The sequence below is a fragment of the Streptomyces sp. BPTC-684 genome, assembly GCF_030028635.1.
GTDB classification, from domain to species: domain Bacteria; phylum Actinomycetota; class Actinomycetes; order Streptomycetales; family Streptomycetaceae; genus Streptomyces; species Streptomyces noboritoensis.
Genome location: NZ_CP124863.1, coordinates 1,473,589 through 1,489,120 on the forward strand (window position 1 = coordinate 1,473,589; position 15,532 = coordinate 1,489,120).

Sequence of the window (15,532 nt, forward strand, 5' to 3'; positions counted from 1 at the left end):
CATCCCCACCCCATGGTCCCCAAGATCCACAAGCGCGGGACGCGCACCCTCGGCCTGCTCGCCTACCTCTACGGGCCCGGCAAGGCCGAGGAGCACACCGACCCGCACCTCGTGGCCTCCTGGGGCCACGCCGCCCCCGACCCCGGCCGCCACCCCACCGTCACCCTCAAGCAGCTGCAGCAGCTCCTCGACCAGCCCGTCCACGCCCTCCCCGACGACCGGCAGCCCAAGAAGCATGTGTGGCATCTGTCCGTACGCAACGCGGCCACCGACCGGCACCTCACCGACGACGAGTGGGCAGAGGCCGCCCGTCGGATGGTCGCCGCCGCCGGGATCGACGACCCCGAACTGGGCGCGGGCTGTAGGTGGGTGGCCGTGCGCCACGCCGACGACCACATCCACATCCTGGCCACCCTCGTCCGCGAGGACGGCCGCAAGCCCCGGCTGAACAACGACGCCGTGCGTGTGCAGGCCGAGGCTCGGCTGCTGGAGGCGGAACTCGGCCTGGACCGCTGCCTCAATCCCGGTGACGGCACCGCCGCCAAGCGCCCCGCCAGTGCCGAGCGGCACAAGGCCACCCGCCAGGGCCGCACCCGCACGGCGCGGGAGGAGTTGCGCGAGACCGTCCGACAGGCCGCCGCGGGCGCCGCCAGCGAGGCGGAGCTCTTCGCCCGGCTCACCGCCGCCGGGGTGCTCGTCCGTACCCGCACTGCACCGTCCGGGGACCTGCTGGGCTACAAGGTCGCCCTGGCCGACGACCTCAACAAGGACGGGGAACCGGTCTATTACCCCGGTTCGAAGCTCGCCCCGGACCTGTCGCTGCCGCGAATCCGAGACCGCTGGTCCGATCGGCAGCCCCCCGGCCGTACCGGTGAGCACGCGGGGCCGTCGGGGCCGGCGCGGGCGCGGCGCCGGGCGAGCGCGGCCCTGTGGCAGGCGGTGCTGGTCATGGACGGTGCGGAGGATGTGGTCGCGGCGGGGTACATTGCGGCGGCCGGGGAGATCCTGGACGCGCTCGCGCAGACCTCCGCCGCCCACACCCGCAGCGAACTCCGTGAGGCCGCCGCCGTGTTCGAGCGGGCCACCCGTTCCCACGTACGCGCCGTACGCGGGCATGACCGGGCGCTGCGCCAAGCCGCCCGCGACCTCGTCTACAGCGGCCCCGTAGCGGAACGCGGGGAGGACGGGGCGATGACCGCGATGGTGATCGACATGGTGTTCTTCCTGGTCACCGCCGCCGCGCACTGGCACGCCCGTAAGGAGCACGCGCAGCAGGCCGCTGCCGCCCGCCTGGCCGCCGACCACCTGCGCCTCGCCTACCGGGCCGCCGCTACGCAGCCGATGGCCGTCCTCGCCCTACGGGGCCGCTCCCTGGCCCTGCCGGTGCTGCACCGCCAGAGGGCCCGGCTGCGGGAAGCCCTGCCCCACCTGGCCGGGCAGGTGCTGGCCGAGCCGGGGTGGGCGGCGCTGGCGGCGACCCTGGCCGACGCCGAAGCCGCCGGACACGACACCGCCGCGCTGCTCGCCGACGTCGCCGCCCGACGGGAGCTGGCGAGCGCGGAGCAGATCAGCGACGTGCTGGTGTGGCGGCTGCGCCAGGCAGCCGACCTGCCCGCCGACGCTCAGACGATGCCCCTGCCAGGCGGCCCCGGGCAGCGTCCGGCCCGGCCCGCGAACGGCCCCGCAGGACAGGGTCCGCAGCGGGGCGGACGGAGGTGATCCCTGACGGTTTCTAGTGCCGCATCAGGCAACGTTCGCCTCGTTGTTGAGGGTGTAGTCGGTGTCGTCGGCTTGCTGTTGTCCGTCAGAATCGGCGCATGCTGAGAGTTGGTTCCGTTGTTTTGGGTGTCTCCGATGTGCCGCGTGCGGCCGCGTTCTGGATGGAGGCCCTGGGATACGTCCCGCGCGAGGAGATGGAAGACGACTGGGTGGTGCTGGTGCCGGCGGAAGGGGCTGGGGTGCAGCTGGCACTCGGTCTCAGCGAGACGCCGGTCCAGGAGCATCCGCGGATTCATCTTGACCTGTATGCCGGGGACGCGGCCGACCAGGCCGCCGAAGTCGGGCGGCTGGTGTCCCTGGGGGCCCGGCGCGTCGACTGGGATCTTTATCCGGACGACGCCGACTTCGTCGTGCTCGCCGATCCCGAGGGCAACCGCTTCTGTGTCATCGACACCGGTCACCACTGACGGAGACCGGAGGCGGCTTGCATGGCGGAACGGGTGCGGGTGCGGGAGATCGGCAGCGACGAGGGGCGGCGGCTGCTGCGGATCGTCCGCCGGGGCACGGGGTCGGTGGTGACCTGGCGGCGGGCGCAGATGGTGCTGCTGTCCGCGCAGGGCATGAGCGTGGCGAAGATCGCCAAGGTGACGTTCACCAGCGCGGACCGGGTCCGGGATGTGATCCACAACTTCAACGCCGACGGCTTCGGTTCGCTGTACCCGAAGTACAGGGGCGGCCGGCCCAGGACGTTCACTTTGCCCGAGCGGCGCGAGGTCAAGAAGATCGCCAAATCGAAGCCAGCCGAACACGGCCTGCCGTTCTCGGCCTGGAGCCTGGCCAAGCTGGCCGACTTCCTGGTCGCCGAGGGGGTGGTCGACGACATCAGCCACGAGGGCCTTCGGGCCCTGCTCCGCGAGGAGGGCGTGTCGTTTCAACGCATAAAGACCTGGAAGACCTCCCACGACCCCGACTACGCCGCCAAGAAGGCCCGCGTCGAACACCTCTACGCGATCGCCGACGGCGAGGTCATACCCGAGGACGGCGAGCCCGAAGTAGTCTTATGCCTGGACGAGTTCGGCCCGCTCAACCTGGTGCCCCGCCCGGGCCGGCAGTGGGCCGAACGCGGCGGCAGGCACAAGGACCCCGGCCGCGAACCCCGCCGCAGGCGGCGGGCGACCTACAACCGCTACGGCGGGGTGCGGCACCTGTTCGCCGCTTATGACCTGGCCAAGGACAGGCTCTACGGCCACATCAAGCCGGTCAAGAGGCGCACCCAGTTCCTGGAGTTCTGCCACTACCTGCGCAGCCTCTATCCGCCCAAGGTCCGTATCGCGATCGTCTGCGACAACTTCTCCCCGCACCTGACCACGAAGAAGTGCCAGCGGGTCGGCACCTGGGCGACGGCGAACAACGTCGAGATCGCCTACACCCCCACCAACAGCTCCTGGCTCAACCGCATCAAGGCCCAGTTCACCGCCCTGCGCTACTTCACCCTCGACGGCACCGATCATGCCAGCCACAAGGAACAGGGCAGCATGATCCGCCGCTACATCATCTGGCGAAATCGTCACGCTGACGATCAGCGGCTACGAGCCGTGATCGAAAGGGCAAACGTTGCCTGATGCGGCACTAGCCAGCTCCTCGGACACGTCCACATCGGCGTCACCGCCACCGTGTACGCCCACGTCCGACTCCGCCTCCAGCCCAAGCCATCGACACCCTCGGCAACGCGCTCCGGGCACCCGAGACCCTTGACGACCCGCCAAGTGCAGAAACCGTCCGCTGACGTTGCCGTCAAGACGCCCGGAAGTCCTCCCCAGGGCGCACCACGGGGAGGACTTCTATCGTTGGCCCTTATTTACAGGGCGCTAATTAAGCCCACTGTAAAGAATCACCTCTTCACGCGCCGGTCCGGTCACGGGGATCCGCTTCCACCACCATTCACGTTCACTCCCAGGGCGAGCGTCCACCTTTTCAACACGGAGCAGATCATCCGGCTCCGTGAAGGAGATAAAAAGGCTGTCGATTTCCGAGAGTAGGATTTCGAATTTGGATCTCAGTGCGACATCAAGAGCGCCCAGTCCATCCTGGATGAAATCCCGGAGGACCAAAGCGGCGACCAAGTCGTGCGCCCCCCATACAGACCTGTCCGAGCTGGGCAAGGAGAGGTCTGCCTCAAGCTTCTCTACGTGATGCTTCCAGGAAGCCAGAAGCTGGGGAAGAGTAATACTCCGCTGGCCAGAGAGGTGGACGATCACCCCCTCCAATGCACGAAGATCGTCGGGGTGCAAGCGTCCAGAAATCCAGGACAGGTCAGGATTTGTCATGATAGTCACGGCTTTCCAAGCGAACCGGGATAGTATGCCGTGCTCTTCCACGGCATATCATAGTTAACGATCACCCTCACGCCTCCGTGGTCAAACTGTGCGGCGTTCTGCTTGCCGATGCGAACCGGGCCAGCCTCGCGCAAAGCCGTTTCAATCTCTGTTACTGTCGGCCGCCCCATGGTCGGGTTCCCATCTCCCGTATGCCCATTTACAAATTCCACGATCTCGTCAAGCGAGTACTCGCTTCCATGGAAGTCCTCTCCGCCAAGACGGTCACCGATCTTTCCGCCGATCGGCTCCCCGCAGAATGGACCGCTATTGTGCACGAGAATCGGCGTAGACCCCGCGAGTACATAGTACGTGTGGAGGTCGTCGATGGTGAGGTTGTAGGTACGGGCGTTCTTTTCGTAGGAGCGGTTTCCCTCGACTTCGACGGTGGTTCCATCGACAGCGCGCAGGGTCATGCCCCTGGTGAGCTTTCCTGCCTCTACCCACATCTGCTGGGACGGCGACCAGAAGGGGTGTTCGGTGGTCGCGGTGAGACGTTCATGGCCTCGGCGGGTCTTGATGGTGAGGTCGTTGAAGATTTTGTCGTGTTCGGTGACGATCAGGGCTGTCACTCTGCGCGGCCCGGTCTTGCCGCTGAGCGGGTCAGTTGCGGTGACCTGGTCGCCAACCTTGACGGATTCGATAGTTTTGGCGGTGTTGTCCGCCATGAGTACCTTGGTGCCAGCAAGGAAGCACTGGGTGCAGTTACCTCCCCTATTGAAGCGTGTCTCCTTGCCGAGGTCTTCGACCGCTCCGATGCCCTTACCGATGAGCTTCTGGGCGAGGGACACCTTGCTGGCGAGGGCGAGGTCGGAGCCTGCGCCGAGGCATTCCGTCGTGGTGGGGTTCTCGGCGCACTGAACGACGGCGCCGATGGGCGTGACCATCATGAACACATTGGTGAGGAAACGGTTGAATGCGTTGTCCATGTTGGGCTGCTGGAGGACGTAGTCCGAGTGCCCGGCACAGGGCGGGAGGTGGTCCCAGTTGATGCGCGGGATGCAGGGCTTCTTCTGCTTGCCTTCCTGCTGTTTCTTGCGCTCTTCCGCTGCCTGCCGACGTGCTTCTGCTTCCTCAGCCCGACGCAAGTCGGCGACGTGCTTCCAGGCGTCGCCGGCGGCCTGGACGGCTTCGTCGCGGCTTTTACCGGCGCCGAGTTTAGCCCTGTACGCGATGGCGGCGGAGCGGTTGGCGGCGTCTGCGGACTGGCGGGCGTAGGTGGCGGAGAACTGGGCCTGGGCGGCGGATTCGTCGGCGGCGACGGCGTCGTTGCTGGCTCGGTCGGCGGCGGCGCGGGCGGTGGCGGCGGATTTGGCGGCCTGGTCGGCGCTGGCCTGGGCGGCGTCGGCGGACTTGGCGGCGTCGGCCGCGTACTTCGTAGCCTGGGCGGCCGATTCGAGCGCGGCAGCGGCGGCCTTGTCGGCGACGTCCTTGGCGCCCTTGGCGAGGGCGGCGGCCTGGGCCGCGGTATTGGCCTTCTTGCGGGCGTTGGCGGCGACTTCGAGGGTTTCGTTCAGCAGCCGCTGGGCCTGGGCGACGTGGTTGTCGGTGAGTTTGTCCTTGCGGTCGGCCATGTACTGGCCGAGCTCGACGAAGTCGTGCAGCTTGTCGGCGGGGCCGGTCAGGGCGACCATGGCGGCGGCCTTCACCTCGGGCCCGCCGTCGTTGTAGAGCTTACTGGCGATGACCCGTTCGTCGGTGTTGCGGGCCTGGTACTGGCCAGTGTTGAGGAACGCGGTCAGGGCCTGGACACTGCCGTCCGCCAGGGCATCCTGGGAGGCCTTCTTGACGCTGGGCCCACCCGCATTGTTGATCTTCGATATGAGGACGCGGTACTCAACGAGCGCGACCTGGAACTGGCCCGTGGTGTAGAAGTCGCGGATCTGCTGGTCGCTGCCCTTCAGCGCTTCGGCGGCGCCGGTCCGGACCGCTTCGTAGGGGCTCTGGGAGGCGAGGTCGGCGACCTGCTGGCGGATTTCGTCGCTGCTGGCCTTCTTCACGCCGGTGCGCAAGTAGGTCAGGACGTCGTCATCGCTGCCGGCCAGGGCCTGGGCAGCAGCGGACTGGCGCCAGGACCCGAAGGACTTCATCGCGCGCATGGCGATCGCGCGGCCCTTGCCGGCGATGGCCTTGGTGTCGGCGCCGGGCTTGTCGGCCTCGGCTGCGAGGGCTGTGGTGTCGTCGTCGATCGCCTTGCCCTCCAGCGCGGCCTTCGCCAGCTTGGAGACGGCGCTGTCATTGATGGTTTTCTGGGACTTGGCGCGTTCGATGGCGGCGTTCGTGCGGGTGGTGAGGTCTGCTGCGTCGACCTCGCGGGCCAGCCCGAAGACCTTGCCGCTGGTTGCGGCGGCGTTCTCCGCGCTGGTGGCGGCCTCCGCGGCGGCCGTGGCATAGGCGGCGGACTGGGCTGAGGCCTTGCCGGCTTCACCGGCGTGTTTGACGGCTTCCTCGGCCGCATCGGCGGCCTTGTTCGCGTGTCCGGCGGCCGAGTTCGCCGCATCTCTCGCTTCGGTGGCGGCGTCGGCGGCCTTGTTGGCCAGTGCCATGGCCGCCTGGGCGGCGCGGTTGGCTTCGGCTGCGTGGCGGCGGGTCTCGACCGCAGCCTGGTGGGCCTCGTTGGAGTGCGCGCCCGCGGCATTGGCGCTCTTATCGGCCTGATCGGCCGCGTCGGCCGCGTCGTCGGAGTTGCCGGCGGCGCTCAGGGCCGCGTTCACCGCGGTGGCGGCGGCGCGTGAGGCTGCAGCGGCGCGCTCGGCGGCGATGCCCGACTGCTTGGCCAGGTCGCCGGCCTTCCGGGCGGCGGCGGCGTCGTTCTTGGCCTTGTCCGCCTGGGAGGCATTTCCCAGGGCGGCCACCGAGGAGTCGTAGGCACGGCTGGCCGCGTCGGCGGCGGCGCTGGCCGCAGCCGAGGTCTGGGCAGCTGCCAGGGCAGCGACGCGGGCCGACCTGTTCGCCGCGTTCGCGGCCTGGATGGCCTGCTGAGAGGCTTCGGCTGCGGCCATCGCGGCCTCCGCGGCCTGCTGCGCCTTTTTCGCGGCCGTCTTCGAGTCGATGTTGGCGGCAGCGGCCTCGTTGGCGGCGGTCTGCGCGGCCTGCTTGGCCAGGTCGGAGGCGGTCACCGCGCGGGCAGAGGCCTCCTCGGCCTCCTTGGTGGCCACATCGGCCTGCGCGCCTGCCAGCTTGGCCTGCTCGAGCAGCTGCTGCAGGGTGGCGGTCTCCTGGTCACGGTTGCGGGCCGTGAACTGCCCGATCTCCAGGAACTCCCGCACATCGTCCGGGGTGCCCTGCAGGGCGACGGTACCGGCGGCCTGCATTGCGGGCCCACCGAAATTGATCAGCTTGGAGACCGCGACGCGGTCGTCCGTCTCTCGGGCCTTGTACTGGCCGACCTCGAGGAACTGCTTGACGTCCTCGGGCGTGCCTTTCAGGGCCTCGGTGCCTGCCAGCTGCACGCCCCGGCCGCCGGCGTTGATGATCGTGGAGACCTCAACACGTCGGTCCTGGTCCAGCGGAGCCTTCCACCCGTCCGTCAGGAACGCCTGCACGTCCTCGGGCTTGCCGCTCGCCAGCGCCGCCGTGCCCGCAGCGCGCACGCCCCGGCCGCCGAAGTTGATCATGCGGCTGACCGCCACACGATCATCAACGTCCCGCGTCTTGTCCCTGCCAGCGACGAACGCCTTGATGTCGTCGTCCGAGCCCAGAAGCGCCTTCTCGGCCTGCTCCTTGATACCCCGATCGCCTGACTCCCAAGACCTCACAGTGAGGCTGCGCAAGAACAAGGGGTTGGTGGCCTCATCGGCCGATGCAGGAGACGCTCCCAGAAGGCCTGCGACCAGGGCGGCGGGGATCAGGGTGGCGCAGGTGTTGCGCAGACGCACCGTTCTGCGACGACCGGGTCTTGCGGGCTGCGGCACTCCTTTGGAGTGCAGTGGCCAATTCACGTTTATTCCCCTCCAGTTGACGCACTGCTGTGGCACGCCACCGAGGCGGGAACCGCCTTTTCAGGCGGGCTCTGCATACAAACGGAGACACTAGTTCCGCTCTTGCGGCAGGCCGTTCAAGCGGAAACTGCAAGGTAGACGTGCTACGGCAGACCCCAAGCCAGGAGTGCCTGGGGTAAGCGATGCATGATTCTTACATATGCTTTACTTGCGTCCATATCGCGGGCGCATGGTGCCCCTCTTATCGATCGGAAGTACCCGTGGGGACAACTCCTGCCCGGAAGACCGTAGTTACCGGCGCTATAGCGGCACTCACCGTTTGCGCCGCCGTCGCAGCTTTCTCCGTCGCCCAAGCGTCCCCCCGCGACAGCAAAGAGGCGGCTAGTGCCGCCTCGTCCGCCACGGACATGCCGTCCTCGGTCGAGCAGTTCGCGTACCCGAATGCGGCGCAGATCCTCAAGGACAAGAAGATCACCCTCAAGCAGGGCGACGGCCACATCCTCCTCACCGACTGCGCCTCCGCGTATGACATCAAGGTCGAGTCGAGGACCGGCGGGATGTACTTCTGTTTCGCGGTCACGGGCAAGCAGGGCTTCGTAACGATGGAACTGCCCGAGGCCTATGGCCTGTGGGCCCAGACCCACCCGGTCCAAGCGAAGATCACCGCCGACGGTACGGAAACGATCGTCAATGCCCCCAAGGGCGCCTACAAGCCCATGGGTGAGACGGGCAACGACGGAACACCGTCCATGCTGGTCGAGCTCCGCGTCACCGGCTGACGACCACACGCACCCGCACGGCGCCCCGTCCGCGCACTCCGCGAAGTACCCGGCGATACGCCGCTGGAGCCGGTACACGGCATCCGGGCTTCCGCTCTCGGCACATCCCGGCGCCCGCTGGCTGCCGTCCTGCCCCGATCGGGCTCTTTCTTCCTCTGTAACATCCCAAAGGACCACCATGTCTGCACAGAGTTCACGCACCGCGTGGACGACCGCCTTGCTCGCCACCGCGGTGGGAGCCGGACTCTTGACCGCCGCCCCTGCCACTGCTCTCACTGGCAGCGACTCCGCAGACGGCAGCTATGCCTTCACCGCGAAGCTGAACATCGGCGACCGGACCGCCTGCTCGGGTGCGCTGGTCGACGCCCAGTGGGTCATCACCGCAGCAACCTGCTTCAGCGATGGTGGCAAGCCGGTCCCGGCGGGCAAGCCCACGGTGAAGACGACGGTGACCGTGGGCCGTGCGGATCTGACCCAGGCGACCGGCAATGTGCAGGAGGCTGTCGAGCTGGTCCCGCGCCCGGACCGCGACGTGGTGATGGTCAAGCTCGCCCAGCGTGTCCCGGAGAGCGCGGCCAAGCCGGTCAAGGTCGCCACCAAGGCCCCCGTCGAGGGCGAGCAGCTGCAGGTCGCCGGGTTCGGCCGGACCAAGACCGAGTGGGTGCCCAACAAGCTGCACGCCTCGGCCTTCACCGTGGCCTCCACCGACCCCGCCTCTATCGGGCTCAACGGCTCCGAGAACGCGGTGATCTGCCAGGGCGACGCCGGCGCCCCCGCCTTGCGCGGCACGGGCGACAGCGCGGAGCTCGTCGCTCTCAACATCCGTTCCTGGCAGGGCGGCTGCCTGGGCACCGACGAGAACGAGAAGCGCACCAGCGCGCTGGATGCCCGCCTCGACAACCTCGCGCCGTGGGTGAGCACGGTGGCGTTCCGGGACGCGGCTGCGGCCCCGGCCGTGACCGTCGCTGGTGACGACAACGGTGATGGTGTCGCCGACCTGTACACCATCGCCGGCGACAAGACGCTCAGTGTGCGCAGCGGTGCCCGCAATGGGTTGTTCGGCGCGGCCCGGCAGCTGACCGGCGGCTGGGGATTCACCCAGACCACCGCGGGCGACTTCACCGGCGACCGTCTGGCGGATCTGGTCGCTACCAACGCGAGTGGTGACCTGTTCCTGTGGACGGGCAATAGCAGCGGAATCTACAGCGCGTCCAAGAAGCTGACCGATGGCTGGAACTTCACCCAGACCATCGCGGGTGACTTCACCGGGGACGGCAAGGTAGACCTCATGGCCCGCACCGCGGGCGGTGACCTGCGTATGTGGTCCGGTAACGGCAACGGCACCTTCGGCGCGCCGCGCCAGATCACTGGGGGCTGGGACTTCACCCAGACCATCGCGGGTGACTTCACCGGGGACGGCAAGGTAGACCTCATGGCCCGCACCGCGGGCGGTGACCTGCGTATGTGGGCTGGCAACGGCAACGGCACCTTCGGCAGCGCGCGGACGGTGACCGGGGGCTGGAACTTTACGCAGACGGTGGCGGGTGACTTCACCGGGGACGGCAAGGTGGACCTCATGGCCCGCACCACGGGTGGAGAGCTGCGTATGTGGGCCGGTAACGGCAACGGCACCTTCGGCAGCGCCACCGCACCCGGGCAGTAGCACCCGTACCGCCCGATCAGATGCCCTGACTGACGCATAGCAGGGGTGTCCGTGTGCCTCACGGGCACCCCTCACGGTTCTGGCACGGGCAGTCGTTCCGCAGTGAATTGGACAGCCAGCTGCGCGGACAACTCACGAGAGCGATGCTTCCGAAACCGGAGATCATCAGGCTCTTGCCTGCAGGCCGAGTGTGGTGCGGCCGTAACCCCTCCGGACCGGAGGCTCGCGCCTACCCGGCGTTGCTCTGCCGGGCAAACGGCCTCTATGTGCCGGGTGCCCGGCTCTGCCTCGTGGTGACTCCGATGCCGTTAGCACCGTTCCGGCGGTACCAAGCGTGCGCACCTTCGCGCAGCAGCGGCTCCCGCACCGAGTTGCCAGGCCACCCATCGCATCCCTCCCCTGGCGTGACCAGTACTTGTTGCAGCCTCAACCCGCACCAAAGGAGAACTGTTCATGGGGATCCATCGCAAACCCCGCGACCGGCGCAGCCCACGTGTGCGCGCGGCGATGGTGGGCATGCACACCGCTGGAATGTCCACCGCGCTGTTCGCCTTCGGCGTGCCCAGCCCGGCAGCTGCGCAGCCGTCACCCGTGGGGTCGTCCGCGCCCGACGCCCAGCCGTCACCCACGGGGTCGTCCGCGCCCGACACGCAGCCGTCACCCGCGGAGTCGTCCGCAGCCGATGGGCAGCGTTCACCCGCAGGGTCGTCCGCAGCCGCCGTGCAGCCGTCACCTGCGAGGTCGTCCGCGCCCGCCGCGCAGCCTTCACACACAAGGTCGTCCGCGGCCGCCGGACAGCCCTCCAGCGGTCCGTGGACCCGGACCTGGGGCACGGCCCTTGCCACTGCGGGCCCCGCCAGCGAGTCGAAGGTCACCGGAGGTCAGACAATCCGCATGGTGGTGCACAGCAGCATCGCTGGCAGCACCGCCCGCATCCACCTGGCCAATACCTTCAGCACGGAGCCCGTGACCATCGGGCATGCCACGATCGCACGCCAGGACAAGGGCCCCGCTGCCCAGGGCACTCCTGTCTCCCTGACCTTCAACGGTGCCCGCCAGACGGAGATCCCGCCGGGCGCCGGCATCGACAGCGATCCCGCGGCGTTCCCCGTCAAGGCCGACGAGAACCTCCTGGTCACCCTCTACCTGCCCAAGCCGGTCGCGACGGCTCCGTACCACGAGTACACCCTGACGACGTCCTACTCCTCGGCGCCGGGAGACACCGCTGACCGCGCCGCAGTCAGCAGCGGTACGAGCTTTCCCACGCGCTTTGGGAACTGGGCCTATCTCAGTGGACTGGACGTCACCGCGAGCGCCGGTGGCGGCACCGTTGTGGCCATCGGTGACTCGCAGACCGACGGCGGGCACACCACTCCCGACACCAATCAGCGATGGACCGACGCCTATAGCCGGGCCCTGCAGAAGTCCGCGCGCCCCAGCGGCATCGTCAACGCCGGGATTTCCGGCAATCGGCTCCTCACCGACAGCACCGGAACCCGCGCCTTCTACGGGCCCTCGGTGCTCCACCGGTTCGACCGCGACGCCCTGGCCCAGCCCGGCGTCCGCAAGGTCATCATCTACGTCGGCGTCAACGACATCCTCTACGGCCACGCCACGAGCCAGGCCCTCTCCCAGGCCATCCGCGAGCTCGCCCAGCGCGCACACGCCGCAGGGCTCACCGTGACCGTTGCCACCATCCCCCCATTCAGGGGTGATCCCGACTACACCCTGGCCAAGGAACAGACCCGCCAGGAGTTCAACGACTACATCCGCACTACCCACGACATCGACAGCTACGTCGACTTCGACCAGGCCACACGTGACCCCCTGGATCCCACCCGCCTGTTCGCCGGCTACTACACCCGCGGTGATGACCGCCTGCACCTCAACGACAACGGCAACCAGGCCATGGCCAACGCCCTGGCGCCTGCCCCGGCCACCCGCCCCGCCCCCCGCTACACCCAGACCAGAGCAGCCGACTTCGACCGCGACGGCACCGCAGACCTCATCGCCCGTGACGGCCAAGGCAACCTCTACCTCTGGCCCGGCAACCAGGACATCGACGCCCCGCAGCGCGGCGACGGAACCTTCGGCCGCCCCCGCCGCCTGACCGGTGGCTGGAACTTCTCCCAGACCACTGCGGGCGACTTCAACCGCGACGGCAAAATCGACCTCATCGCCCAGGACTCCGCCAAGAACCTCCACCTGTGGACGGGCCGGGGCAACGGCACCTTTGACCGCTCCCGCCGCCTGACCGGTGGCTGGAACTTCTCCCAGACCACTGCGGGCGACTTCAACCGCGACGGCAAAATCGACCTCATCGCCCAGGACTCCGCCAAGAACCTCCACCTGTGGACGGGCCGGGGCAACGGCACCTTTGACCGCTCCCGCCGCCTGACCGGTGGCTGGAACTTCTCCCAGACCACTGCGGGCGACTTCAACGGCGACCGCAAAATCGACCTCATCGCCCAGGACAGCCGAGGCGACCTCTTCATCTGGAAGGGCACCGGAGACGGCACATTCCGCGCCAAGGAACTCTTCAGCCGCAACTGGACCAACACCCAGACCACCGCAGGAGCTTTCCGCGGACCGGGCCGCGACCACCTCATCGCCCGCAGCGACACCACCGGCGACCTCAACCAGTGGACCGCCATTACCCCGCAGCTCACCAACCCCCTCCGACTCAACGGCAGCTGGTAAGGGCAGCATGACGGTCGAGGTTCTTCTTCCCTACCTCAAAGACCCTTCCATCGCCCAAATCCTCGGGTTCTGCCGAGTGGTATAGCCGTGGCGTTCCGGGCAGCGAAGCCGCCCGGCAAACGGCACTCCTGACCGGATAACCCTGGCGAGGCTGCGGCATGTTAGCCGCTCTTCCCGTTCGATGGCAGGGGGTATCCGTGCGCCCGCACACGGATACCCCCTGCCATGTCGCCACCACAGCCTGCCGCACACCACCACGTACAAGGAGAACAACCGATGGCGACCGCTCGCCAGCACCGGCATCGAGAAATCACACGCATCCGCCCGGCGGTGACGGTGATACTGACGGCAGCACTGTCCACAGTGCTGTGCGGCTTCGGTGTGCCCGACCCGGCAGCTGTGCAAGCACCGCAGGAGTCGTCAGCCGTGGCAGTGGTCCGCTCCTCCGCGGCCCAGTGGACCCGGACCTGGGGCACGGCCCTCGGCACCGCGGCCCCTGCCAGCGAGTCGAAGGTCACCGGACAGCAGACAGTCCGCATGGTGGTGCACAGCAGCATCGCCGGCAGCACCGCCCGCATCCACCTGGCCAATACCTTCAGCACGGAGCCCGTGACCATCGGGCATGCCACGATCGCCCGCCAGGACCAGGGAGCCGCAGCACAGGGCACACCGCTTTCCTTGACGTTCGGCGGCGCGCGACAGGTCGAGATCCAGCCGGGCGAGAGCATCGACAGCGATCCCGCGGCATTCCCTGTCAAGGCCGACGAGAACCTGCTTGTCAGTATCTACCTGCCCCAGCCGGTGGCTTCGGCGCCCTACCACGAGTACACCCTGACGACCTCCTACACTTCGGCGCCAGGCGACACCACGGACCAGGCCGCAGCGAGCGGCAGCAAAAGCTTCCCCGCGCGCTTCCGGTACTGGGCCTATCTCAGTGGACTGGACGTCACCGCGAGCGCCGGTGGCGGCACCGTTGTGGCCATCGGTGACTCGCAGACCGACGGCGGGCACACCACTCCCGACACCAATCAGCGATGGACCGACGCCTACGGCCGGGCCCTGCAGAAGTCCGCGCGCCCCAGCGGCATCGTCAACGCCGGGATTTCCGGCAATCGGCTCCTCACCGACAGCACCGGAACCCGCGCCTTCTACGGGCCCTCGGTGCTCCACCGGTTCGACCGCGACGCCCTGGCCCAGCCCAACGCCACGCACGTGATCCTCTACTCCGGCGTCAACGACATTCTGTACGACGATGCCACCAGCGAGGCCCTCGTGGCAGCCGTCCGCGACCTCGCAGCACGAGCCCACACCGCCGGACTCACCTTCACCGTCGCCACACTCCCCGCATTCGAGGGAAACCCGGACTACAGCCCGGCGAAGGAACAAGTACGCCAGGAATACAACCGCTACATCCGCACCACCCACGACATCGACAGCTACGTCGACTTCGACCAGGCCACACGTGACCCGCTCTATCACACACGCCTGTTCGCCGGCTACTACACCCGCGGTGATGACCGCCTGCACCTTAACGACAACGGCAACCAGGCCATGGCCAACGCCCTGGCGCCTGCCCCGGCCACCCGCCCCGCCCCCCGCTACACCCAGACCAGAGCAGCCGACTTCGACCGCGACGGCACCGCAGACCTCATCGCCCGTGACGGCCAAGGCAACCTCTACCTCTGGCCCGGCAACCAGGACATCGACGCCCCGCAGCGCGGCGACGGAACCTTCGGCCGCCCCCGTCAGCTGACGGGTGGCTGGAACTTTACCGAGACCACCGCCGGCGACTTCACCGGCGACGGCAAGCCCGACCTGATCGCCAAAGACTCCGCCAACAACCTGTCCCTGTGGGCAGGCAGAGGCGACGGCTCCTTTGACCGCCCCCGTCAGCTGACGGGTGGCTGGAACTTCACCGAGACCACCGCCGGCGACTACACCGGCGACGGCAAGCCCGACCTGATCGCCAAAGACTCCGCCAACAACCTGTCCCTGTGGGCAGGCAGAGGCGACGGCTCCTTTGACCGCCCCCGTCAGCTGACGGGTGGCTGGAACTTCACCGAGACCACCGCCGGCGACTACACCGGCGACGGCAAGCCCGACCTGATCGCCAAAGACGGCCAGGGCGACCTGTATATCTGGAAGGCCAACGGAAACAGCACCTTCCGCACCAAGGAACTCCTCAGCCACGACTGGGCCTTCACCCAGACCACCGCAGGAGCTTTCCGCGGACCGGGCCACGACGACCTCATCGCCCGCAGCGACACCACCGGCGACCTCAACCAATGGCAAAACGACGGAACCACGCAACTCACCCACCCCCTCCGCCTCACCAACGGCTGGTAATACCCGCCC

General features: G+C 68.1%; 9 protein-coding genes. 7 read left to right on the forward strand and 2 right to left on the reverse strand.

Going from position 1 to position 15,532, the window contains the following annotated elements; all coding sequences use genetic code 11:
* Positions 1–12: 12 nt before the first annotated feature.
* From QIY60_RS06460 to QIY60_RS06470, 3 genes are all read left to right on the forward strand, one after another.
* Positions 13–1,719 (forward strand): mobilization protein, encoded by a 1,707-nt coding sequence (locus tag QIY60_RS06460; protein ID WP_283141570.1) that lies wholly within the window; start codon positions 13–15, stop codon positions 1,717–1,719.
* A 98-nt stretch (positions 1,720–1,817) separates the two neighbouring features.
* The gene (locus QIY60_RS06465; protein WP_283141571.1) at positions 1,818–2,186 is read left to right on the forward strand and encodes a VOC family protein; all 369 of its coding nucleotides are present in this window, start codon (positions 1,818–1,820) and stop codon (positions 2,184–2,186) included.
* 21 nt (positions 2,187–2,207) lie between these two features.
* Positions 2,208–3,341, forward strand: a complete 1,134-nt coding sequence (locus QIY60_RS06470; RefSeq protein ID WP_283141572.1) for an IS630 family transposase — start codon at positions 2,208–2,210, stop codon at positions 3,339–3,341.
* Between the two features lie 246 nt (positions 3,342–3,587).
* Here QIY60_RS06470 and QIY60_RS06475 read toward each other — a convergent pair whose 3' ends face one another.
* Together QIY60_RS06475 and QIY60_RS06480 are read right to left on the reverse strand one after the other, a co-directional pair.
* Positions 3,588–4,097 carry a hypothetical protein gene (locus QIY60_RS06475; protein ID WP_283141573.1) on the reverse strand — a complete coding sequence of 170 codons (510 nt, stop codon included), beginning with the start codon at positions 4,095–4,097 and terminating at the stop codon, positions 3,588–3,590.
* Entirely contained in the window at positions 4,052–7,972 is a 3,921-nt protein-coding gene (locus QIY60_RS06480; protein WP_283141574.1) for a polymorphic toxin-type HINT domain-containing protein, read from the reverse strand. The genes QIY60_RS06475 and QIY60_RS06480 overlap by 46 nt, the downstream gene beginning before the upstream one ends.
* 470 nt (positions 7,973–8,442) lie before the next feature.
* Between QIY60_RS06480 and QIY60_RS06485 the strand changes: the two genes are divergently transcribed.
* The 4 genes from QIY60_RS06485 (at position 8,443) to QIY60_RS06500 (ending at position 15,523) form a co-directional block, all read left to right on the forward strand.
* On the forward strand, positions 8,443–8,814 hold the full coding sequence (locus QIY60_RS06485) for a hypothetical protein (RefSeq protein WP_283141575.1): 372 nt from the start codon (positions 8,443–8,445) through the stop codon (positions 8,812–8,814).
* 178 nt (positions 8,815–8,992) lie between these two features.
* The gene (locus QIY60_RS06490) at positions 8,993–10,477 is read left to right on the forward strand and encodes an FG-GAP-like repeat-containing protein (RefSeq protein ID WP_283141576.1); all 1,485 of its coding nucleotides are present in this window, start codon (positions 8,993–8,995) and stop codon (positions 10,475–10,477) included.
* Between the two features lie 894 nt (positions 10,478–11,371).
* Entirely contained in the window at positions 11,372–13,177 is a 1,806-nt protein-coding gene (locus QIY60_RS06495; protein WP_283141577.1) for an FG-GAP-like repeat-containing protein, read from the forward strand.
* Positions 13,178–13,453: 276 nt separating this feature from the next.
* The gene (locus QIY60_RS06500) at positions 13,454–15,523 is read left to right on the forward strand and encodes an FG-GAP-like repeat-containing protein (protein WP_283141578.1); all 2,070 of its coding nucleotides are present in this window, start codon (positions 13,454–13,456) and stop codon (positions 15,521–15,523) included.
* Positions 15,524–15,532 lie beyond the last annotated feature (9 nt).